Genomic DNA, 23075 nt, shown 5'->3' with positions numbered 1-23075 from the left:
CAGTAGGTCCCCGCTCGTTTCATTCGAAAGGTGGCCGGAATCGGACAGAATCCGCTGCTTCAGCGGGTAAGGGTAAGGGCCCACCTGAAGCATATTGACGTCGTGATTGGCCTCGAGAAAGATTACCGAGAGGTCCTGGAGATTTCCTATCGTATAGTCATCATACTTGCCCAGGTCCGTGATGACCCCGATCTTCTTCCTTCCGTCGGTGCAGATATAGGCCACCGGATCTGCCGCGTCGTGGGAGACGTGAATCGGGTGAACCGTCAGGTCCCCTACCGTGAAATCCACATCCCTCTCCACCACGTGAAAGAGGCTGTCGTCGATTTCCCCCAGGGAAGAGTTCCTCCGGATGGCCCGGATGGTGCCGGCGGTCCCGTAGATGGGAAGGCCGTAGCGGCGGGCCATGACCCCGAGGCCGGACACGTGGTCCGCGTGCTCATGGGTGATGAGGATGCCCGAGAGTTCTTCGGGTTTTAAGTCCTTCCCGTTCAGGCCCTCCCTGATCCGCTTGCCCGAAAGGCCGGCGTCAATCAGGATGTGGCTGTTGTCCCCGCCCACGCAGATGGAGTTTCCACTGGAGCCGGAGCCTATGCTGAATATGTCCATGTAAGTCTTTCTATAAATCTGCTGCAATACTGAGAAGTCATTCCCAGTAGATCTTCACGATATCCCCGTCGTGCAGGGGGTCGGAGAAGCCGCACTTTGCCCCGTTGATGGTCGTCACAATGGCCCGGCCGCCGCCCGAATGGGTATCGAAGGGATAGACGTTCCAGATATCCACGAAGATATAGGAATCCTTCCCGGTCAGGGTCACCGGCGTATCGTTTACGGTGATGCTGATGGCGGTCCCGGCCTTGGGCAGGGGCTCTGTCCGCTTGGTGTTGGGCCGGGTGGGACCCAGGTTGGAGTCCGCAGAAAATACGGCTCCGGTGCCCGCCGCCTTTTCATCGCCTTCATCTGTCTCAGAAGCCTCAGCGTCTGCCTCTGTCTCCGCTTCTTCCGGCTCTTCTGCTTCGCCGGCCGCAGGGACGGAAGGAGAAAGGTCCGTATCCGCTTCTGCTTCTTCATTATTCTCATCCCCGTAGCCGGAGATGGTCCACTCGACATTGAAGTTCTCGTAAACCAGGGTGTTCATGTCGGCCGGCATGCGGTTGACGAGGATTTCGTGGTCCTTTGAAATCGTCACGTCCATGAATTCGGCAATCTGGGAAACTGTATAGAAGGACCGGGTTTCCACCTTGTCCCCGTCCTTGATCTCATAGGTGGCGGGCTCAAGGACCCCGTTTACCTCGAAGAACTTGGGACAGCGGACCGTGACGGCATTGATGATGAAGGAAAGGGTCGAGGTCTTGAATTCGTCGATATCCCCGAGGTGCAGGACCGCAGCGCTTCCGGCCGTCGAAGCCTCAATCGTGATGTCCGCGTTCTGCCGCAGCTTCGTGTTCAGGGCAGCAGACTCCCCGTTCATGGTAATCCGGGCCCCTTCGCCTGCCCCGCCGACCGCCATGCGCTCCTCTCCGTCCACGGTGTAGCGGATTTCCTTCCCCCGTCTGGGGAAGAGCTCGTCCGTGGAAAGGCCGGCCTGCAGGGCCGCGTCCACGATACGAAGCTTGCCGTTGTCGTAGAGCTTCATCCGCTCCCCGTTGAAGTGGATCATGATGAAGTTATTCTTCTGCTCGTAGTAATTCAGGCAGATACCGATTGGCGTGACGATCAACGGGTCTTTTTTGATTTCATCCTCATCGTTGCGCCTGTTCATGGTATAATTAATTGATAGCCATGAAGCGATAATGAAGGACATCATCAGGATGCTTGATTCGAGTATTGTATCGAATCCCCTAGTGTAGTATAGTATCTCATCGATTAGACCACCTGGGGATGAGTATATTGATGTTCCGAAGTACGGTGATATTGATGATATCCATTGCGCCAACGGTGACATGTATGCTGTAATCATTCCTAGGCTAGCTGCATTTTCAGGATATTGAGGATCGATGTCTCCAGGTTCGACAAGAACAACACCACCCCTGTCATAAGGTGCAATTGCCAATCCTTCATCGATTTGCTCCTGTGGAGCAGGCCTTGGGTATAACTGGTCAGGGTTCAATGCCATAGGCACAATCAATCCGACAATCAATATCACTCCCAGACTGAATGCAAAGAGTCTTGGAATGTTTTTAGGGTCAGCCAGTTTATTCCATAAAACACTGAGTCTCATACGTCTGCCCCCATTTCTTCCAAGCGAATAATTGCTCTGAATAAAATTAAACTGATAATTACTGTTGTAGCTAGCAATGTTAATAGTGCCAGTACATGATTATAACATAATAATACCAAGCAGACCCCGATTGATGCAACTTCAGTATTGAATGTTCTTACAATAGGGTCGTTCACTCCAGGACCCCATGCAGTGGCTAAACTACCAATGATTGCTAGGAATATTCCAAAATAGAAGAATAATGGTACACTAATCATTCTGCATCACCACTTACAATCTTATTTTTCCTAATTTCTTTAATCTTAACAATAGCTAAAATAAATACTAAAGTTGATAATGGACCTGCCAATGCTGCAAACATTGCAACATCCAAATACTTGAACAGCACAATAACTAAAACGAAACCAGCATCCAGTATTGAAAACATGATGACCTTATCCAATGGTTTTCTCATGAAAATGATACCGAATGCACCGATTACCATTAGAGCCATTGCGATTATTGATACGAAAAACTCCACTTTCAATCACTCCAATAGTATCTCATCATCTAGTCTTTTCAATGTATAAGCAATAGCATTTGCGCTAATTGTTGAACAAATGAAAAATGCTGCTGCAACTATAAGGGCAAATGGAGTGTTTATCACTAATGCAATGATGGCTGAAACTCCAAAACCAATGACATTTAAATATAATAATCTTTCAGCCCTATTCTGTGTTATCAATGCCCTTAATGCTACAAATACGACTATGATTCCAATAATTTCAACATACATATAATCACTCTCTAGCATGCCTATTGAATTTTTTGGCAATGTTGCCTAAAACTTTAGAAGCACCGGTTTGGCTAATACCCATGATGGTGAATATAGCGATAACCATACCGACAATGAACATTTCAGGTGTCAAACCTATGAATGATGTCAAGAATATGATTGCTGTTGCAGTCAAGCTTCCGCAAGTTCCGGCATATCCCGGATCAGCGCATAACCTGTTTCCAATGAATACAAGAAATGCTGCGATTATTCCTCCAGGTATTCCTAAAAGCAAGTATCCAATAGAAGCTAATAATGTACCAGCAGATGCATCCGGTGAACATAAAATGTTTCCTTGGAAGAATCCGCCAGCAATGTCTCCCCCTCTTTTCTCAACGTCTTTACCTATAATGCTGGCTCCTCTAACGCCAGGCTGCTCGGGAAGTCCGAAATATGTATCCACTATTACAAAATTCAACCAACAAAGAATGGCAGCAATTATTATTCCAATTACCTCATTCATTACTATCATCTCCAGTATTTTCATCCAGAGGTTTTGGGAATACAAAATCAAATAAGTATTTCACAAACAGTGCAGATAAAACGCCAACCGCAACAGCCAATACTAAACCGTTATACATGAAAGTATAATTTAAAACTAGAAATATGGATAGTACACCAATGGCTATTATTGGAGTTGGATATAATGCACTAACATCAAAAGAATACCGGTATGGTCTGCTTGGAAGCAAGGGTAATCTTAAAATCAGGGCAACAACAATAGAGCAGATAATCGCCGCAATATAAGCGATGATTATATCAAATGAACTGATTGCTATATTGCTAAGCCCATAAAAGTTACCGTATGAAGCAAACGATATGGCATTTAACATCAAATCAAACATATTATTAGACTCCTCTTAAATAAATAATATACATATAAAAATATATAAATATTGTTACTTAAAAATAATATATAATTGCTTAAATATAATTTAAATTAATTATTGGTGACTTAATGAAGAATAAAAATATTTTAATCACTGGCGGACTAGGATTTATCGGTTCACACATTGCTGATGAACTAATGGATGATAATCATATCACCATTATTGATAATCTCTCCACTGGAAACATTAAAAATTTAAAAAATCCAGAAAACGATAATTTGAAAATAGTCAAAGAAGACATCCGCAATTCTAATTTGAAGGAATTGACAACCGATATTGACTATATTTTCCACCTAGCGGCAATGGCCAGTGTACCATTAAGTGTTGAAAATCCAATCGAATGCAATGACGTTAACGTTAACGCAACAGTTGAACTTCTAAAAGCCGCCGCAGACAATGGTGTTGAAAAAATAGTGTTTTCATCCTCATCGGCGGTTTACGGAGAGAACAGAAACATGCCCCTTAAGGAGACAGAGCCTTTGATGCCCACATCCCCTTATGCTGCATCCAAGGCCAGCTGTGAACTATATTTGAAATCATTTCATGACAGTTACGGTTTAAACTACACCGCACTGAGATACTTTAATGTCTTCGGACCCAAGCAGGACAAGAACTCCCAGTATGCTGCTGTCATACCTAATTTCATCAGCGCATTGCTTGAAGGCAAGCAAGCCATCATTTATGGCGACGGTGAGCAGACCCGTGATTTCGTTTATGTTGGGGACGTCGTCCGGGCAAACATTGCCGCTTGCAAGTCAGATTTCAATGGCGTTGTCAATGTGGCTTCAGGTGAGAAATTAACCATCAACAGATTATATGAGATTGTCAAGGACACTCTAGGCAGTGATTTGGAACCTGATTATCAACCTGAACGTTTAGGTGACATTAAGCACTCCTTGGCGGATGTCAGTGGCATGGAAAATATTGATTTGAAAATCGATTCAAAGGATTTCGAAAAACAGTTATCCGAAACAGTCAACTGGTTTAAAACCATTCTTTAGGAAAATGCAATTATGGATAAGAGTGTCATTGATTTTAATGTTCGTTTAAGAACAATACGAATCCGAGATTTAATTGTTGGAATTATCATAGCCATAATACTGTCATCAGTCATATCCAGCATTTTTCCAGCGATAGATGCCGATGATAACCTGTTCATGATAATGTTCCTATTGATTGCAACATTATTGTACGCTTATGCTCTGAAAGGCACACGAGGGCTTGAGAATAATTTTGATGACTTTTCCAAGGATAATGTTAAAAAAGAAATATTATATGTTTTCATCATCAATTTTCTGTTTGCATGTCTTTTCGTGTTTTTGATTTCCGCTTTTGACTTTTTAAGTGGATTGAATGATCCCAACTGGATTTCCATGTTGGATGTTGATACAGTAGACATGGATTCAAGCATCCTCATACTTGAGGGCATTGCTGCCATAATATTCGCACCCATAGTTGAGGAATTGACCTTCAGGGGAGTTTTATTCAACAGGTTGAAAATCAGGACAGGAATCATTCCGGCAATGCTAATTTCCTCATTCATTTTCGCCATAGGCCATGAGTACGGCGGAATAACCAGCGCATTCCTATTTGGAATATGCATGTGCATATTATATTTAAAAACAGACAACATTTTCATTCCGATGAGCGTGCATTTCATTAACAATGTTGTTGCGACAGTCCTTGAGACCTCAGGCATTGACATTGTTTTGGCTCAGATGCCTTGGCTCATTCCATCATTGATCATTTCAATCATTGGAACATTACTGCTTACGAAATACATCATCAAAGAAACAAGATTGATTAAAAAAGAGTTTAGTTAAAAAAAAAGAATAAGTTTTAGTGGAATCCGCATCCACTACATGTTTCACATTTTTCCTCTTCGAGAGGGTCATATTGCTTATCTTCTTGAAGAGTGGCTGAGATGAAGTATTGGTCCAATTCATCCTTGTTTTTAAGTACCGGTGAGACTCCTTTAAAATCGCATTTGATGTCTCCGGTTCCTCCGATATCGACCATAATCGGTTCACCTAATTTGAATCTTTTAAAGTATGCTTCAACTTCATCTATTAAAGCTCCTGGTACTCTGAAATTGAAAGACAAGATGTTGTTTTCCTTCATTTTTAAACCAACATACTTTTGGTCGATTTCATAGTTTAATCCTAATTGTTTTTTGAAAATTACATTAGTACCTATCTCATTAGATGACATTTTTATAATCTCCTTAAATTATTTAAATTAAAATTATTGTTTGAACTATATAAAACTTTCCACGTGATGTCACATTTTTCATCAATTAAAAAAATTTTTGTTCAATGAATTTATAATGAATTAACACGATTTTAAATAACCTTTATATAATTTTAAAATCAAAATTTATAATATGTTATAATATTTATTATAATATAGTAAAATCAGTTAGAAAAATAGGTGTTTATAAATGAATGAATACAACAAAGATATTGGAAATAGAATTAGAGAATTGAGAGAATTGTCAGACATTACTATTAAAGAAATTGCAGACGAATTGAACATTAACCAAGAAACATACATCCAATATGAAAACGCTGAAGTAGACATTCCAGCAAGTTTTTTATATGAGCTTGCACACATTTTCAAAGTTGATTTAGGATTATTATTAACAGGTGAAGAATCAAGAATGAGCATCTTCGACATCACCCGTGCAAATAAAGGAGTTTCAGTCGACAGAAGGAAAGAATATACACATCAAAACCTATGTTCTAATTTCATTCACAAAAAGGCTGAGACATTCATCGTAGTGGTTGATCCGGAGAAGAACCCTGTGCCTTCACTTAACTCACACCCAGGACAGGAATTCAACTATGTCCTTGAGGGTTCCTTAAAAATATATATCCACAATAACGAAATCGTGCTCAATGAAGGAGATTCAATTTTCTTCGATTCCGCACACAGACACGCAATGGTAGCGTTGAACGACAAGCCCGCTAAATTCTTAGCAGTAATCATATAATATTTATTAGGAGTAATTTTAATGACCTCAGTTATAGGAGATTTTGTAGAGAGAGTTGACTTCAACTCTTATGAAGACTTTTTTGAAAATTTCAAATTAAAATACGAAGACGATTATAATTTCGGATTCGATGTAGTTGACAAGTATGCCGAAATCGATCCCGAAAAGATAGCCTTAATATGGGTAAACGACCATGATGAGGAGCATACCTTCACTTTCAAAGACATGAAGGAATACTCCAACAGAACTGCAAACCTGTTCAAAAGATTAGGAATCAAAAAAGGTGATTGCGTAATGCTCACCCTTAAAAACAGATATGAATGGTGGTTCTGTATGGTTGCACTACATAAAATCGGTGCAATACCAATTCCTGGAACACACATGCTCAAACTTCATGACCTTGACTTCAGGATAAAAGAGGCAAATGTGAAAATGGTAGTCTCAATTGAAGAGGACACATTACTTCCGGATTATGAAGAAGCGGAAAAATCTTTGGGCATTGACATACCTAAATTAGTTATCCAAACCGAAAGGGACGGTTGGATAAACTTCAATGAGGCAATAAAAGAGGAAAGTCCAGTATTTGAAAGACCAACCGGAGAAGACAAGACCTATGCAGAAGAAATCTTTTTAATCTACTTTACCTCCGGAACCAGCGGACTTCCAAAAATGGTATCCCATAAACATACCTACTCATTAGGACACATTCCAACTGCAAAATATTGGCATAACGTTGTGGAGGACGGAATTCACCATACCGCTGCCGATACCGGTTGGGGAAAGGCAGTGTGGGGAAACCTTTACGGCCAGTGGATTGCAGGAACCGCAATATTCATTTACGATTACGACAGATTCAATGGAATAAAATTATTGGAGAATGTTATAAAATACAAGGTGAACACCTTCTGTGCACCACCAACAGTCTACAGATTCCTGATTAAGGAAAATATCAAGGGATATGACTTTTCAAACATGACCTATGTAACCACTGCAGGGGAACCGCTTCCTCCAGAGGTTTCAGAAAGATTCTATGACATCTCAGGCTTGAGAATCAAGGAGGGATTCGGTCAGACAGAAACCACACTATCCATCGGAACATTCATATGGTTGGATGCAAAAGTGGGATCCATTGGAAAACCTTCCCCATTATTCAATTTGGAACTGCTTGATGAAAACCATGAAAGAGTGGAAATCGGTGATGAGGGAGAACTTTGTTTCAAATTAGAAGACGGACCTAATCCTGGATTATTTAAGGATTACGTGAATGATGATGAAAAATACAAAAAGCAGATCCATCACGGATACTACCACTGCGGAGACACCGCATGGGTGGATGAGGACGGATACGTGCACTTTGTCGGAAGAAACGACGACATCATCAAGTCTTCAGGATACCGTATCGGACCGTACGAAGTTGAAAGTGCAGTATTGTCACACGAAGCAGTTCAAAACTGTGCAATTACCGCTTATCCTGATGAAGTGAGAGGCCAAATCGTAAAGGCGACAATCATATTGCAGCCAGGCTTTGAACCATCAGATTCACTTACAAAAGACATTCAAAATCATGTTAAAAGAGTTACAGCTCCTTATAAATACCCTAGAATGATTGAATACGTGGATGAAATACCTGAAACAATCAGCGGTAAAATAAGAAGAGTTGAAATCAGAGAAAATGATAATCAATGAAAAATCAGATGATAATAATGACAGAGGAAATATCTTATCCAGTTATAAATAAGGAAATTTGTAAAGGATGTATGAGATGTATAGTAGGATGTCCTCAAAATGCAATATTACTTTCAGATGACATGAACAACGCAGGATATCAATTTGCTTATTACAGTGGCAATGGCTGTACTGGATGTAAAGACTGTTACTTTACCTGTCCAGAGCCATTAGCTCTTGAAGTACATCAAATAAAAAATATTGTTAACGATTCAGTTGCCAAAATGATTAAGGCAAAAGTTGCTAACAAAGGGGGAAACTAAATGAGTAATCAAATGGTGAAAGGAAACACCGCCGTTATCATCGGTGCAATGTATGCAGGTTGTGACTGTTTCTTTGGATACCCAATTACTCCTGCAAGTGAAATCTTACATGAAGCTTCAAAATACTTCCCAATGGTTGGAAGAAACTTCGTGCAGGCTGAAAGTGAAGAAGCATCAATCAATATGGTTTACGGCGCATCAGGTACCGGCCACAGAGTAATGACAGCTTCATCAGGACCTGGTATCAGCCTAATGCAGGAAGGATTCACATACCTTGCAGGCGCTGAATTGCCTGCAGTTATTGTTGACATCATGCGAGCAGGACCAGGACTTGGAAATATCGGACCTGAACAAGGTGACTACAATCAGATTGTCAAAGGAGGCGGTCACGGTAACTACAGGAACATCGTGCTTGCTCCAAACAGCGTTCAGGAAATGTGCGACTTGACAATGAAAGCGTTTGAACTTGCAGACAAATGGAGAAACCCTGTTGTCGTATTGGCTGATGGTACACTTGGACAAATGGCAGAGCCATTGGTATTCCCTAAAGAAGCCATCAAACCTGAAATCGATGAATCATGGGCAGTTAGAGGAAATGAAGCAACCATGGAAAACTTGATTACTTCAATTTTCAATGATTTCAATGATTTGGAAGACTTCAACTATGAACTTCAGGAAAAATATGCAAAGATTGACGCTGAAGAAGTCATTGTGGACGAATATCAGGTAGATGATGCAGACATCGTTTTAGTATCCTACGGTATCAGCAGCCGTATCGCAAGATCAGCTGTTGACAAAAGCCGTGAGAAAGGCTTGAAAGTTGGACTTTTAAGACCAATCACATTATCACCTTTCCCAACTGACAGAATCAAGGAATTAGCAGATAAAGGAGTTAGTTTCATTTCAGTTGAAATGAGTAACGGACAACTGTTAGCTGACGTGCAATTCGCAGCACTTAGAAAAGAAGACACTTATCTTGTTAACAGAATGGGCGGTAACTTAATTGAGCTCAAGCATGTCCTTGCAAAGATTTACGAGATAGCAGGACTTGACGATGAAATAGATACTTCAAAAAGAAGTGAAGAAAAGGCTAGCCCAAACATTATTGATTAAGGATGTGGAAAAATGAGTGAAGAATTAAATAAAGATTATGAAGAGCAAGTACGTAGAAATCCACAATCCCTTTTAGAAGAATACCCTAGAAAAGGAACAAATATCCAATCAACTCACTACTGTGCAGGTTGTGGACACGGCATCATACACAAGCTGATAGCTGAATGTATGGATGAACTTGGAATACAGGAAAGATGCGTTATGATATCCCCAGTGGGATGTTCAGTGTATGCTTATTTCTACTTCAACTGCGGCAACTTCCAGACAGCTCACGGAAGAGCACCTGCAGTGGCTACAGGTATTTCAAGAGCTGAAGACAATGCAATCGTCATGAGCTATCAGGGTGACGGAGACCTTGCATCAATCGGTTTGAACGAAACATTGCAGGCAGCCAACCGTGGAGAGAAAATTGCAGTGTTCTTTGTAAACAACACCGTTTACGGTATGACCGGTGGACAGATGGCTCCAACAACTTTAATCGGTGAAAAGACAGTGACCTGCCAAACCGGCAGAGACCCTGATTATGCAGGACACCCTACCCACATGTGCGAGTTAATCAACACATTAAAGGCACCGGTGTTCATTGAAAGGGTATCCCTCGCCAATCCATTAAAAATCAGACTTGCAAAATATGCAATCAAACAGGCATTGACAGTGCAGAAGGAAGGAAAAGGATACTCATTCGTTGAAATATTATCACCTTGCCCAACCAACCTAAAGCAGGATGTAAAACGTGCACAGGAATTCATTGAAAATCAAATGGAAAAGGAATTTCCGGTCAAAAACTTCAGAAACAACTTATACACCAAACAACCTGTTGAAAGACCTGTCAGTGACTTTTCAACCGAATCCCTTGATAAAATATTCAATGTTACAAGATCTGCAGATTCAGGATACCTCGATGAGGACATTGACCCTGTAAGCATTAAAGTCTCCGGTTTTGGAGGTCAGGGAGTATTGAGTGCAGGATTGACCATTGCGCAATCCGCATGTGCTGAAGGAAAGCATGTATCCTGGTATCCTAGCTACGGACCTGAACAAAGGGGAGGAAAATCCAACTGTTCAGTCGTCATATCCAACGAAACCATAGGTACCCCTGTAGTGGATGACATTGACATTCTCATAGCTTTAAACAAGCCATCCCTTGAACAGTTCTCACAGGACGTGAAAGATGGTGGTGTGATACTTTACGATTCCCATATCGGAGAGTTTGAAACTGATCGTGACATTAAAGTTATTGCAATGCCTTGTGTTGACATTGCAGAAGAGCATGGAAACGCTAGAACTGCAAACACTGCACTTTTAGGTGCATTGACTGAATTGACTGATGTTTTAAAACCTGAATCCTACGAGAATGCAATTCGTGAAATGTTTGCATCCAAGCCAAAAGTCATTGACGTGAACATTGACGTGTTGCATGCTGGAGCAGAATGGATTAAAAACAATTCATAAAAAGTGTGATTTAATGACATATAAGGAAAACAGTGAAAAGTATATTGAAAATTACGGTTTAAGTATAGGAGACACCATTAAAGTGCATAAGGAAGACATCACTTATACCGGTATTTTACTTGACAGGCCAGAAGATGCTGATGACGGATACCTTGTTATCAAATTATCAAGCGGATACAATATTGGAGTGGCCATCAAGGACACTACCGCAGAGCTCATAGAAAAGGGTGACAAGCCAAAAATCGGCTATGATGAAACTGAAATTCCACATGATGAGTCAAAACAGAATATCTCAATCGTATCAACCGGAGGTACAGTATCATCAGTTATTGATTATCGTACAGGTGCAGTGCATCCTAAGTTTACCGCTTCAGACCTTGTAAAAGCCAACCCTGAATTATTGGATTATGCAAATTATAATGTTAAGGCATTATACAACATTTTAAGTGAAGACATGAAACCAGAATACTGGGTTAAAGCTGCAGAAGAAGTTGCTAATGACATTTCAAACGGTGCTGACGGCGTGGTGATAGCTCACGGTACAGACACAATGCACTACACTTCCGCAGCATTGAGCTTCATATTAAAGACCCCTGTGCCAATCATCATCACCGGTGCACAGAGAAGTTCAGATAGGCCTTCAAGTGACGCCAACATTAACCTGATCGATTCAGTTATTGCTGCAAAATCAGACATTGCAGAGGTTTGCGTCTGCATGCATGGAAGCTTGAACGACAAGTACAATTACCTGCACAAGGGAACAAAAGTAAGGAAGATGCACACTTCCCGTAGGGACACTTTCAGAAGCATAAATGCTCAGCCAATAGCTAAAATCGAAAATAAGAAAATGAGCATCAATCCTGATTACAATTATGTTAAACGTGGAGCTAATGAATTGGAATTGAACACTGCGATTGAAGAAAAAGTTGGATTCATAAAAAGCTTCCCCGGCATTTCTGAAGAGTTTATTGAATATCATATTGATAAAGGTTATAAAGGCCTTGTTATTGAGGGAACAGGTCTTGGACATGTTCCGAATGACTTGATTGATTCATTCAAAAGAGCACAGGATGAAAAAATCCCAGTGGTCATGACTTCACAATGCCTATATGGTAGGGTGAACATGAACGTTTACTCAACCGGACGTAACATATTGGATGCAGGAGTGATTTCCGGCCGTGACATGACTCCTGAAACCACTTATGTCAAGTTATGCTGGGCATTAGGTCAAAGTGACGATTACGAGAGCGTTAAAGAGATCATGCAAACTAACATTGCAGGTGAATTTTCTGAAAAATCCTCAATCAAGGATTTCTTAAACTAAGGTGATAGCATGGATTTTGATTATGAAAAATTAGGATTAAAAATGGGACTTGAAATTCACCAACAACTAAACAGTCAGCACAAGTTGTTCTGTCCATGTAAAACAGAGCTTGTTGATGATGAATTCAGTGAATTGGTTCAAAGGAAATTAAGGCCAACTCAATCAGAGCTTGGTGAAATCGACCGTGCAGCATTACAGGAATCACTTAGGGGATTGAATTTCAAGTATGAGAACTTTGAAAAGCACACTTGTCTTGTTGAAAATGATGATGAACCGCCACACAGCTTAAATGAGGAAGCATTGGACATCTGTATCACAATCGCATGTTTGATGAACATGCATATTGTTGATGAGTTCCACACCATGCGTAAACAGGTTATCGATGGAAGTAACACTGGAGGTTTCCAGAGAACAGGTATGGTTGCAACCGACGGTTACCTGGACACTCCTTACGGCAAGGTAATCATTGAAAGCCTTGGACTTGAAGAGGATGCCGCAAGAAGGGTTGAAACCAAGGACGGGTTCACCGAGTTCAGGTTGGATCGTTTAGGAATTCCTCTTGCTGAAATTACAACAGACCCTTCAATGCACCATCCAGACCAGGTAAGAGAAGTGGCTTACATGCTCGGTCAGATTCTGAGAAGCACCAATGTTAAAAGAGGATTGGGTACAATCAGGCAGGATTTGAACATTTCCATTGCAGAAGGAGCTCGTGTGGAAATCAAAGGTGTGCAGGACCTTGACCTGATGGCTGAAATCGTTAACCGTGAAGTTCAAAGGCAATTGGAATTAATTGATATCAAAAAACAGCTTGAAGCAAGAAATGCTGAAGTGCTGGAAGAGATTCATGATTTGGATGAGCTTTTCGAGGATACCGAATCCAAAATCTTAAAGTCTGCTGAAACAATCAAAGCAGTAGTATTGAAAGGATTTGATGGGCAGATTGGTCGTGAAGTGCAGCCTGGAAGAAGATTCGGAACTGAAATTGCAAGCTATGCTAAAAAACGAGGAGTTTCTGGAATATTCCATTCAGACGAACTGCCTGCATACGGAATTACTCAGGATGAGGTTGACAAGGTGAATGACTTCCTGAACATTGGCGAAGAAGATGCATTCATCATTGTGGCTCACGATGAGGATATTGCAGTATCCGCTTTGGAAGAAGTTAAAAGAAGAGCCAACTTAGGTCTTGAAGGTGTTGTTGAAGAAACAAGAAAAGCGCTTGATGACGGTAACACTGAATACATGAGGCCTCTTCCGACTGCAAACAGGATGTATCTTGAAACTGACATTCCTCTCTTTAAGATTACTTCTGAAAGAATCGAACCTATAGCCAATAATTTACCTGAACTGCCTGACGTGAAACAGGCAAGGATCATTGAGGAGTACAAATTAAGTGAAGACCTTGCAACACAGCTTGTAAAAAGGCAGGAAGCGGACATGTTTGAGGCTGTTTTAGCTGACGTTGATGTGGATGCCACACCGGTCGCTTCACTTCTCGCATATGATCTCAGAGAAATCAGAAGGGAAGGTCATGACATTAACATATTAACCTTGGACCACTTCAAGGGCATTTTCACATTGCTGGCCGACGGTAAAATTGCAAAGGACAGTGTGCGTAAACTTGCTGTTGAAACCATTAAGACACCAGACACTGACATAGCCGAAATCGCTGAGAAAAGCAATCTTGTCATGATGAGCGAAGATGATGTTGCCGAAATCATTGCAGGAATTGTAGCTGACAATGAAGGAATGGTTAAGGAACGTCAGATGGGCGCCATGGGTCCTTTAATGGGAATGTGTATGAAGCAGCTTAAAGGAAAGGCTGACGGAGGCATGGTTAACAAAATCGTGCGTGAAGAAATTCAAAAATTAATATAAGGAAACTCAATGGAGTTTCCATTAAACTCTTTTTTTAAAATTAAAATCTGATTATAAGTAATCCACCATCACATCCATGCTTACATTTCTTGAATGCAATGGGGAAGGCTTGGCTTTCTCTGATGGATATCCTATAGGAAGCAGGGCAACAGTGACCATGTTTTCAGGCAGGTCAAAGAGCTCATCAAGCACCCGTTTGTCATATCCTCGCACCCAAACTGACCCGATTCCCAAATCATATGCCTCAAGCATCATCTGTGTTGTGGCAATTACCGCATCGTCAAGGCCGGCGTCGTGACCGTCAACTGTCTTCCATGACACTTCCTTGTCATAACAAATCAGCAATACGATTGGAGCGTTGAAGCAGTATGGTGTAAATGACCTTATCTTTTCAAGGCCTTCTTCGCTTTTGATTACAAAAACACGCTGCGGCTGAAAATTGTTACCGGTTGGTGCAACCTGCGCCGCCTTTAAAATCTTTTCGAGTTTTTCATCTTCAATCTGTTTATCGGAATATTTTCTAACTGAGTATCTTTCACATGCCAACTCTAAAAAATCTTTCATGAATTCACCTGTTAAAATCTTTGTTTTAGAATAGATATATAATTTAATTTTTCATCAGAATTATATAACAAAAAAGATTAATATAAACACGGTGAAATTATGGAAAAACTAGATGATATTATTGTATCAAGAGCAATCATTGAAGAGTTCATGAACGACTTTCTGGACTACACAGACATTGATGTTGCAATCGGTGGCGGAGGTCCATCCGGAATAACAGCAGGATATTATCTTGCTAAGGCAGGATATAAGGTTGCATTGTTTGAGCGTAAACTCTCCATAGGCGGCGGAATGTGGGGAGGCGGAATGATGTTCAACAAGGTTGTTGTCCAGGAGGAGGGTCGCAGAATCCTTGACGAGTTCGGCATCAGCTACAAGAAGTATCAGGATAACTATTATGTGGTGGACTCCATAGAGTGCACCTCAACACTTACATCTAAAGCCACTCAAGCTGGCCTTAAAGTGTTTAACCTCATGTCAATTGAGGATTTGATGGTGCGTGAAAACGGAATAAACGGAGTTGTGCTCAACTGGAGCTCAGTTGAAATGAGTGGTCTACATATAGACCCACTTACAGTGCGTTCCCGTGCAGTCATCGATGCGACAGGACATCCATTGGAAATCATCAAGATCGTTCAGGACAAGATGGAGGCTCCATTGAATACCGAAACCGGAAAGATCATGGGGGAAAAGTCAATGTGGGCTGACCGTGCCGAAGGCAAGATTCTTGACAATGTGAATGAGGTGTATCCTGGATTGTACGTTACAGGTATGGCAGCCAATGCGGTTCACGGTTCACAGCGCATGGGACCTATATTTGGAGGAATGCTTCTTTCAGGAGAGTATGTGGCCAAAAAGGTTGCTGAGGACTTGGAAAACAGAAAATGATTTTACCTAAATATATCATCACCAATTTTTAGGTATGCCTAAAAAAATCGAAAGCTTTATATACTATGGTGCCAAAGTAATAAGTAGAGATGAAATTTAGGTTAACCTAAAACACTCTCATTATTAGTCAAAAACTAATACTCTCCAAAATTAGAATTTGTGTTAAATTAGATTTCTCACAATTTTGCTAATTTAGTACAAGTCAACGGAAAATTAAAAAAAAATCTGCCAAATATAATTTTCCTCAATTCTTTGGTGTTCAAACTAGTCACTTGGACACCTTATTATCTCTCTTTTTTAAGTTCACGACAACCCTACTGAAATTTTTTCAAAAACATTTAATGAAAAAATTAATTTACAAGCAACATTTAAATATTAAATTACTACAATAATTATAACAAGACTTAATTTAGTTAAGCCTAAAAAAATTAACGAGGTGTAAAAAACATGCCAGTATATGATTTTGAAGTAAAAGACGGTGACGGAAACAAGGTTTCACTAAGCCAATACCAAGACAAAGTACTACTAATAATAAACTCAGCAACCAAATGCGGATTCACCCCACAATACACAGAACTAAATGAAATCTATGCAGAATTCAATGAAAAAGGTTTTGAAATACTTGATTTCCCATGCAACCAGTTCGGAAACCAGGCACCTGGATCAACTGAAGAAATCACCGAAGTATGCCGCAGCAAATGGCTCGTGCCATACACCATCTTCGACAAGATTGACGTGAACGGCGAAAACGCAGACCCGCTATTCGAATACCTTAAAAACGAACAGCCATTCACAGACCTCAAGGGCAAAGGGGCAACCGCATTGAAACTGATGCTCAAAGCAAAGGACAGGCACTACAAGGACAACAACGACATCAAATGGAACTTCACCAAATTCCTGGTTGACCGTCAGGGAAATCCTGTAAGAAGATTCGAGCCAACCGAAGACTTAGGTGACGTTAAAAAAGCAATTGAGGAATTATTATAACTCCCCATTTTATTTTTATTTTTATTTTAAACAATACTATTTTTTAAACCATAACCGTCAAATAACATTATTGAGGTTAACAACATGGAAAAATATGACATAATCATTATCGGAGCAGGCCCAGGTGGCCTCACCGCAGGAATCTATGCCGGCAGACAGGGAACCAGAAACCTGATAATCGACCGTGACCTTGCAGGTGGAATCGGACGTGAAGTGCCTGAAATGGAAAACTATCCAGGATTCGACAGCATATCAGGACTCGAACTGATTGAAAAGATGAAGGCACAGGCAACCAAAAACACCGAGCTTCACGAAATGGAAGAAGTGGTGGAAATCACCAAAAGCGACGAGGAATACCGCTTCACCGTGAAAACCACAAAAGACGAATACCAAACAAAAACAGTTATCCTTGCAACCGGAAGCTCCCACAGGCACCTTGACGCCAAAGGAGAAGACGAATTCCTAGGAAAAGGCGTGAGCTACTGCGCAACCTGCGACGGATTCTTCTTCCAGGGCCGTGACATCATAATGGTTGGTGGAGGAAACAGTGCGCTTCAGGAAGCATTATACCTGAACAACCTTGGAGCAAACGTTACCCTAATCCACCGGCGGGATGAGTTCCGTGCACAGAAACACCTGCAGGATCAAATAAAAGAAGCGGGCATAAACACCATCATGAACGCCACAGTCGAAGAGATAAAAGGCGAAATGCTGGTTGAATCAGTTACATTGAAGGATACCGTGACCGGTGAGGTGTCAGAATTGCCGGTGAATGGCGTTTTCATCAGCGTGGGCTATGTCCCTCACACTGAACTTGCCCAACAGTTAGGCGTCGAGCTGGATGAATCCGGACATATAATAATTGACAACGACCAAAAAACAAATGTCGATTACGTTTATGCGATAGGTGATGTTTGCATTGGATTGAAACAATGGATTGTAGCATGCGGCGAAGGTGCAGTTGCTGCAACTTCCGCATTCCATGACATCCAATGAATCTAATAATTATAGCGTTCTTGAAGGAAAATGTAAATGAAGAATGCTATAACCAACACCACAAACAGCGGCAACAACCACATGAATATTTTCAGTAAGACCACTGCCACAAATATGGCGATAATTATAAATATCAAATCTCTAAGTTCCATGTAATTCACATATATTCAATATGATATATAAAGTTTTAAGTGATTAGATGGACCTTTAATAACTATTTTTTGCAATCCAACCCAAACTTTCAAAAAACCTCGATGAACATTTCACTGAAAAAATCGAAAAAACCATCGAATTTTTAACAAACTATAATAATTACAAAAACCAAAAATAATATCATTATATTTTAATGGAGTATAACATGACAATAATAGTGATTAATAATAAGGGCCAGTACAACCATAGGATACAAAGAAGTTTACAATACTTGAATATTCCATCAGAACTAGTTTCAAACACCCTGACTGTTGAAGAAATCGAAGCGAAAAATCCAACAGGACTAATACTTGGGGGAGGACCTTCCCTTGAAGGTGCAGGAAACAGTGAAGAGTACATTAAACACTTTGACATCCCAATTCTTGGAATCTGTCTCGGCCACCAATTGATCGCAAAAGCTTATGGCGGCGAGGTCACAACCTCCGATACTGAAAGTTATGCTCAAGTTAAAATAAGCATCAATAGTGATGAAGACTTATTTGAAGGGCTGGCTCCTGAAATGGATGTCTGGTCATCCCACAAGGATGAGGTCAAGACAATCCCTGAAGATTTCAATGTTCTGGCCAGTTCCAATTTATGCGATGTTGAATCATTCAAGCATAAAGACAAGGATGTATATGGAATCCAATTCCACCCTGAAGTGCATCACACTCCAAAAGGAGAAGAAATATTTAAGAATTTCTATAAGATCTGTCAAAAATAGGTGTATAATATGATTGATAACGCTGATGATTTAAGAGATAAGGCAAATGAATTTAAAATCGGTTTGAAAAAACAATACGTTAACATACCAATCGGAGATGAAGAATACGGATTCAGAATCTCAGGTATCGGTGCCAAATCAGTGAAACTAGAAAAATACGTTAAGTTTGATGATATCTTCGAAGCCATTGAATCCGGTAACGACAATGGTCTTGAAGCCATGATTAAGCAAATCATTGAAGATTACGAAGAAGAAGATGAGGAAGAGGAATAAAATGTTAAGTCCTAAAGAGTTTATTGAAGATGCAGTTCAAAAAATTAAAGATCAAATCGGTGACGAAAAAGCTATTATCGCATTATCCGGTGGAGTGGACAGTTCAGTGTGTTCTGTACTTGTTCAGGAAGCAATCGGTGATAACTTAACAGCAGTATTTGTTGATCATGGTCTTTTAAGAGAAGGAGAAGTCGAACAGGTAACCAACACTTTCAAGGACAGGTTAAACTTCAAGTTCGTGGATGCTTCCGACGAGTTCATGGATGCTCTTGCTGGCGTTGAAGACCCAGAGGAAAAACGTAAAATCATCGGTAAGATATTCATTGACGTTTTTGAAAGGGAAGCCAAAAAGGCTGATGCCAAATTCCTTGTTCAAGGAACAATCGCACCTGACTGGATTGAAACCAAAGGCAAAATCAAATCCCACCACAACCTTGCATTGCCTAATGGAATGGTTCTTGAATTATGCGAACCTATCCGTGACCTCTACAAGGATGAGGTAAGGGAAATCGGTGACGAATTGGACTTGCCTGCAACAACCGTCTACAGGCAACCTTTCCCAGGACCAGGTCTTGGAGTGCGTGTTGTCGGAGCATTGACCCGTGAAAACGTTGAAATCTGTAGAAAAGCAAACCATATTGTTCGTGAAGAAATTGAAGCCGCAGGAATTGACAAGGAAGTATGGCAATACTTCGCAGTACTGACAGACACCAAAGTGACCGGTGTTAAAGGAGACCAAAGGGACTTCGGATATCTTGTAGTCGTTAGGGTGGTCAACTCCATCGATGCCATGACCGCATCCGTTGCTGAACTACCATGGAGCGTTGTACAAACCATATCCAAAAGAATCACTTCTGAAATCTCAGAAGTCACCCATGTCGCTTTATCAGTTAGTGACAAGCCACCTGCAACCATCGAATTCTGTTAAAAAATACTTTAATTAGTATTTTTTCACTTTTTACTTTTTTTTAATCAAATTAATTATGAAAACCACTAAAAACGCTTACTTAGCCAAGTTAACCGAACAGATTCAGATGAAGTCTGTTAAGGTCGGAAAAAACCTTGAGGGAACCACTCCCCCATCAGTATTCATAGGAAGATGGTCCTATCCCAAAGTGTATGCCGGACCGATGATGAGCTCACAGATGGGTGACACTTCAATCATGGACTCTCCCGAGTCATGGATCGGCGAGAACAAGACACAGGATGAAATCATCAACTACCGCATGAACCTTGTAAGGGGAAAGCAGCTGATTAAGATTGACGATCTGGAAAATCCTTTCGTTGAGAAACTCCAGGACATTTCACTTGCATCCAAATCAATCGACAGTGAAGCGACATTCCGCAAAAGGCCACGCGGGTCACTTCTAACAGAGGACAGCATGCCCCATGGGCCAAGCGCAACAATTGAGAAATTCGACATCGATGCGGTCAGGTGGGACAGGCAACTGGAGAAAACATTCTACGACACTGACTTGAAGGCGGTTGATGCAGTGGTTAACTTGCACAATAAGGATGTGCCGTTCACTGCCATGCAGAAGGCATTCTCCGTTGGTGCTATCGGCACCAAGAATAATCGTAAGCTCGTGCCTACACGCTGGTCAATCACCGCCTGCGATTCAACATTGGCGGATGAATTTCTAAAAGAGGTTCGAAAGTACGACATACTGGACACTTATCGATTATATGAGTTCGGAGCGTTGAACAATTATTACATCATCATCCTGACACCTACCGAATGGCAGTATGAATGGTATGAGGCATTCATCAAACTGATGAAAAACGAGGAGCTAATTTTCTCCGATTATGAAACCAACGGCGGCAAGAAGGAGTATTCCATTGTCGGAGGCTGCTACTACACCGCCAAGATGGCAGTGCTAGACTATCTCATGAAGATCAAAAGGCAATCAGGATTGCTGATTTTAAGGGAGGCCTATGACGGCTATGTGCCATTGGGCGTTTTCAACGTTAGGGAAAACATCAAGGAAGCAATGCTGAGACCGTATTTGGAGTTTGAAACATTGAAGGATGCCTTGGAGTACAGTGGGTCCAAGCTTAGGATACCTATAAGCAGGTATGTCAAGCAGGGAACACTGCTCAATGAGATGCTCCACACAAAGCAGACCACATTGGACATGTATTTTAAAAGTGAGAAGAATGTTTAAGTTTAAAAGACCAAGCCAAAGCACCCTGGAAGTGATGAGTGAAGTTGCCAAGGGCAATGCCAATGGGAACTATGAGGAAAGCTGCATCAATAAGATTAAGGAGTTGACCTCAAAGGAGGAGGCCAGAATCACCTCAAGCGGAAACAACAGTATTTTCATCGCCCTTTCAAGCGTTGACGGGGATGTCATTGTTCCCGATCAGGGCGGTTGGCATGGGTTCAAGCAGATTGCAAAGTTTTTAAATAAGAATTTAGTCACCGTTAAGACAGATGACGGACTCATTAACCCGGATTATCTTGATGATGTTGAATTCAATGACAATTCCGCATTAGTCTTCACCAGTTTTGCAGGATACACCGCCGAGCAGGATGTTAATGATATTAACAAGTACTGCAGGAACAACGGCATCCTAACCATTGAGGATGCTTCAGCCGGAATTGGAGATTATGAAAATCTGCTGGGAAAAAAATCAGACATCATTCTTGCATCAACAGGCTCGCCAAAAATAATCAATGTAGGCAGCGGAGGTTTTATCGCCACAAGCGACAGTGAAGTATTCAAAAAAACAGGCCTGCCCCAAAAGTTAAGTAAAACCACTGAAATTATATGCAGTGGTATAGATAATGAACTTGATAATGTTAGTGAAAACCTCAAACTTTCATTAAATGCAACAGATCATGTAAAAAAACACATACCTAATGCATTGCATGCAAGTAAACGAGGACTTAATGTGATTATACCTCATGATGATGCAAAGTCAATATGCTGGAATTTAAAAAAGACACTGACACTGGATAAAAGCGGCATGATAACAACATGCCCGAACTATAACCGCATAAAGCAAAAGGCAATATGTGTTGAAATAAAAAACCTCGATTACTCCAACCTCACAATGGAATGCCTAGATGAAATAATCGACAAAGTCAATAGTCAACTGTAAGCTTGGTTATCCTATCAATGATAACCTCTTCTAATGACAGGTTCTCAAGTTCACTGTCACTAACCTTATAAATCTTTTTCAAATAATCAAAATCAGGATTAAAAACGCCATCATCCAAACTGAATAATGATGACAACTCATCAGTGTAATCATCGCAATTAATCAAAACCGCACATAAGTTCATTTCACCCTCATGCAACCCCAACATTTTAAAGGCCTTTGAAATCTGACGCTGAGCGGAACATCTAAGAACAATCTCAACGCTGATGTCCTTTGCCAGATTTTCGCCACGGTCAAACGCGAGGAATGCCTGGTTGACGCCATGAATAATATGATTTTCACTGACTATGGAATCCTCATCAAGAAGCTGGATAATTTCACCATCCCCCTTAATGGAATCAACCTTATCAAGGACATCTCCCACTGAATCAATTGACGCCTTAAAACCTAAAATCTTAACATTGTCCATATGCATCTAATCACCCAATAACCTGTTCACTCCTGAAATGTATGCCTTCACACTGGCATTGATAATGTCGGCTTCGGTACCCCTGGCGGAAACGACACGGTCACCCTTCTGAAGCTTAATAATCACATCAATGAAGGCATCAGTACCGCCAGTGATGGAGTCTACGTGATACTCAATCAAATCAACATCCTTGAAAATCTCC

The 23075-nt window shown here is 41.0% G+C and carries 27 protein-coding genes and 1 pseudogene; 17 read left to right on the top strand and 11 right to left on the bottom strand.

Features of this window, described 5'->3' with window-relative positions:
- From QZU77_RS06340 to QZU77_RS06310, 7 genes and pseudogenes are all read right to left on the bottom strand, one after another.
- A partial coding sequence (locus QZU77_RS06340) for an MBL fold metallo-hydrolase (protein ID WP_295601725.1) occupies positions 1–609 on the bottom strand: 609 nt, incomplete at its 3' end.
- 1120 nt (positions 610–1729) lie between these two features.
- A pseudogene (locus QZU77_RS10855) lies at positions 1730–2221 on the bottom strand (EhaF family protein); the annotation flags it as partial.
- Complete coding sequence (locus tag QZU77_RS06330; RefSeq protein WP_295601721.1) at positions 2218–2478, bottom strand: DUF2107 family protein; 261 nt, start codon at positions 2476–2478, stop codon at positions 2218–2220. The pseudogene QZU77_RS10855 and the gene QZU77_RS06330, both read right to left, overlap by 4 nt.
- Complete coding sequence (locus QZU77_RS06325) at positions 2475–2741, bottom strand: EhaD family protein (RefSeq protein ID WP_295601718.1); 267 nt, start codon at positions 2739–2741, stop codon at positions 2475–2477. Before QZU77_RS06325 ends, QZU77_RS06330 begins: the two co-directional genes overlap by 4 nt.
- A gap of 6 nt (positions 2742–2747) precedes the next feature.
- Positions 2748–2996, bottom strand: a complete 249-nt coding sequence (locus QZU77_RS06320; protein ID WP_295601715.1) for a DUF2109 domain-containing protein — start codon at positions 2994–2996, stop codon at positions 2748–2750.
- A gap of 4 nt (positions 2997–3000) precedes the next feature.
- Positions 3001–3498, bottom strand: a complete 498-nt coding sequence (locus tag QZU77_RS06315) for a hypothetical protein (protein WP_295601712.1) — start codon at positions 3496–3498, stop codon at positions 3001–3003.
- Positions 3491–3880, bottom strand: a complete 390-nt coding sequence (locus tag QZU77_RS06310; RefSeq protein WP_295601710.1) for an energy-converting hydrogenase A subunit A EhaA — start codon at positions 3878–3880, stop codon at positions 3491–3493. The genes QZU77_RS06315 and QZU77_RS06310 overlap by 8 nt, the downstream gene beginning before the upstream one ends.
- Before the next feature lie 113 nt (positions 3881–3993).
- On the opposite strand from QZU77_RS06310, the gene QZU77_RS06305 reads away from it, so the two are divergent.
- Together QZU77_RS06305 and QZU77_RS06300 are read left to right on the top strand one after the other, a co-directional pair.
- Complete coding sequence (locus QZU77_RS06305; protein WP_295601663.1) at positions 3994–4926, top strand: NAD-dependent epimerase/dehydratase family protein; 933 nt, start codon at positions 3994–3996, stop codon at positions 4924–4926.
- Positions 4927–4938: 12 nt separating this feature from the next.
- The gene (locus QZU77_RS06300; RefSeq protein WP_295601661.1) at positions 4939–5748 is read left to right on the top strand and encodes a CPBP family intramembrane glutamic endopeptidase; all 810 of its coding nucleotides are present in this window, start codon (positions 4939–4941) and stop codon (positions 5746–5748) included.
- 16 nt (positions 5749–5764) lie between these two features.
- Here the strand turns inward: QZU77_RS06300 and QZU77_RS06295 are convergent, their stop codons facing one another.
- A complete protein-coding gene (locus tag QZU77_RS06295; protein WP_295601657.1) occupies positions 5765–6136 on the bottom strand; it encodes a hypothetical protein in 372 nt (123 codons plus the stop codon).
- 229 nt (positions 6137–6365) lie between these two features.
- Here QZU77_RS06295 and QZU77_RS06290 point away from each other — a divergent pair, with 229 nt between their 5' ends.
- Genes QZU77_RS06290 through gatE form a run of 7 tightly spaced genes read left to right on the top strand, consistent with a single transcriptional unit; the run spans position 6366 to position 14675 of the window.
- The gene (locus QZU77_RS06290; protein ID WP_295601655.1) at positions 6366–6917 is read left to right on the top strand and encodes a helix-turn-helix domain-containing protein; all 552 of its coding nucleotides are present in this window, start codon (positions 6366–6368) and stop codon (positions 6915–6917) included.
- Between the two features lie 21 nt (positions 6918–6938).
- The gene (locus tag QZU77_RS06285; RefSeq protein ID WP_295601652.1) at positions 6939–8603 is read left to right on the top strand and encodes an AMP-binding protein; all 1665 of its coding nucleotides are present in this window, start codon (positions 6939–6941) and stop codon (positions 8601–8603) included.
- Positions 8604–8620: 17 nt separating this feature from the next.
- Positions 8621–8905, top strand: a complete 285-nt coding sequence (locus QZU77_RS06280; protein WP_295601649.1) for a 4Fe-4S dicluster domain-containing protein — start codon at positions 8621–8623, stop codon at positions 8903–8905.
- Entirely contained in the window at positions 8906–10018 is a 1113-nt protein-coding gene (locus tag QZU77_RS06275; RefSeq protein WP_295601646.1) for a 3-methyl-2-oxobutanoate dehydrogenase subunit VorB, read from the top strand.
- A gap of 12 nt (positions 10019–10030) precedes the next feature.
- On the top strand, positions 10031–11470 hold the full coding sequence (locus QZU77_RS06270) for a 2-oxoacid:acceptor oxidoreductase family protein (protein ID WP_295601642.1): 1440 nt from the start codon (positions 10031–10033) through the stop codon (positions 11468–11470).
- Between the two features lie 13 nt (positions 11471–11483).
- Positions 11484–12794 carry a Glu-tRNA(Gln) amidotransferase subunit GatD gene (gatD, locus tag QZU77_RS06265; RefSeq protein WP_295601639.1) on the top strand — a complete coding sequence of 437 codons (1311 nt, stop codon included), beginning with the start codon at positions 11484–11486 and terminating at the stop codon, positions 12792–12794.
- A 9-nt stretch (positions 12795–12803) separates the two neighbouring features.
- Positions 12804–14675, top strand: a complete 1872-nt coding sequence (gene gatE, locus QZU77_RS06260) for a Glu-tRNA(Gln) amidotransferase subunit GatE (RefSeq protein WP_295601637.1) — start codon at positions 12804–12806, stop codon at positions 14673–14675.
- Between the two features lie 51 nt (positions 14676–14726).
- On the opposite strand, the gene QZU77_RS06255 is transcribed toward gatE, so the two are convergent.
- The gene (locus tag QZU77_RS06255; RefSeq protein ID WP_295601635.1) at positions 14727–15239 is read right to left on the bottom strand and encodes a nitroreductase family protein; all 513 of its coding nucleotides are present in this window, start codon (positions 15237–15239) and stop codon (positions 14727–14729) included.
- A gap of 99 nt (positions 15240–15338) precedes the next feature.
- Between QZU77_RS06255 and QZU77_RS06250 the strand changes: the two genes are divergently transcribed.
- From QZU77_RS06250 to QZU77_RS06215, 8 genes are all read left to right on the top strand, one after another.
- Entirely contained in the window at positions 15339–16127 is a 789-nt protein-coding gene (locus QZU77_RS06250) for a sulfide-dependent adenosine diphosphate thiazole synthase (protein WP_295601632.1), read from the top strand.
- A gap of 447 nt (positions 16128–16574) precedes the next feature.
- The gene (locus QZU77_RS06245) at positions 16575–17114 is read left to right on the top strand and encodes a glutathione peroxidase (protein ID WP_295601629.1); all 540 of its coding nucleotides are present in this window, start codon (positions 16575–16577) and stop codon (positions 17112–17114) included.
- An 84-nt stretch (positions 17115–17198) separates the two neighbouring features.
- The gene (gene trxB, locus QZU77_RS06240; protein WP_295601626.1) at positions 17199–18110 is read left to right on the top strand and encodes a thioredoxin-disulfide reductase; all 912 of its coding nucleotides are present in this window, start codon (positions 17199–17201) and stop codon (positions 18108–18110) included.
- Between the two features lie 358 nt (positions 18111–18468).
- On the top strand, positions 18469–19026 hold the full coding sequence (locus QZU77_RS06235) for a GMP synthase subunit A (RefSeq protein ID WP_295601623.1): 558 nt from the start codon (positions 18469–18471) through the stop codon (positions 19024–19026).
- Between the two features lie 9 nt (positions 19027–19035).
- Positions 19036–19299 (top strand): hypothetical protein, encoded by a 264-nt coding sequence (locus QZU77_RS06230; RefSeq protein ID WP_295601620.1) that lies wholly within the window; start codon positions 19036–19038, stop codon positions 19297–19299.
- A gap of 1 nt (position 19300) precedes the next feature.
- On the top strand, positions 19301–20227 hold the full coding sequence (guaA, locus tag QZU77_RS06225) for a glutamine-hydrolyzing GMP synthase (protein WP_295601619.1): 927 nt from the start codon (positions 19301–19303) through the stop codon (positions 20225–20227).
- A gap of 55 nt (positions 20228–20282) precedes the next feature.
- Positions 20283–21464 carry a hypothetical protein gene (locus tag QZU77_RS06220; protein ID WP_295601616.1) on the top strand — a complete coding sequence of 394 codons (1182 nt, stop codon included), beginning with the start codon at positions 20283–20285 and terminating at the stop codon, positions 21462–21464.
- Positions 21457–22404 carry a DegT/DnrJ/EryC1/StrS family aminotransferase gene (locus QZU77_RS06215; RefSeq protein WP_295601612.1) on the top strand — a complete coding sequence of 316 codons (948 nt, stop codon included), beginning with the start codon at positions 21457–21459 and terminating at the stop codon, positions 22402–22404. The genes QZU77_RS06220 and QZU77_RS06215 overlap by 8 nt, the downstream gene beginning before the upstream one ends.
- Here the strand turns inward: QZU77_RS06215 and cgi121 are convergent.
- Together cgi121 and QZU77_RS06205 are read right to left on the bottom strand one after the other, a co-directional pair.
- Positions 22388–22879 carry a KEOPS complex subunit Cgi121 gene (gene cgi121, locus QZU77_RS06210; protein WP_295601609.1) on the bottom strand — a complete coding sequence of 164 codons (492 nt, stop codon included), beginning with the start codon at positions 22877–22879 and terminating at the stop codon, positions 22388–22390. The genes QZU77_RS06215 and cgi121 overlap by 17 nt on opposite strands.
- The coding region (locus tag QZU77_RS06205; protein ID WP_295601606.1) for an alpha-isopropylmalate synthase regulatory domain-containing protein at positions 22880–23075 on the bottom strand (196 nt) is incomplete at its 5' end.

Source organism: uncultured Methanobrevibacter sp. (assembly GCF_902774605.1).
Lineage (GTDB): Archaea > Methanobacteriota > Methanobacteria > Methanobacteriales > Methanobacteriaceae > Methanocatella.
This window is presented reverse-complemented; position numbering and strand designations above follow the sequence as displayed.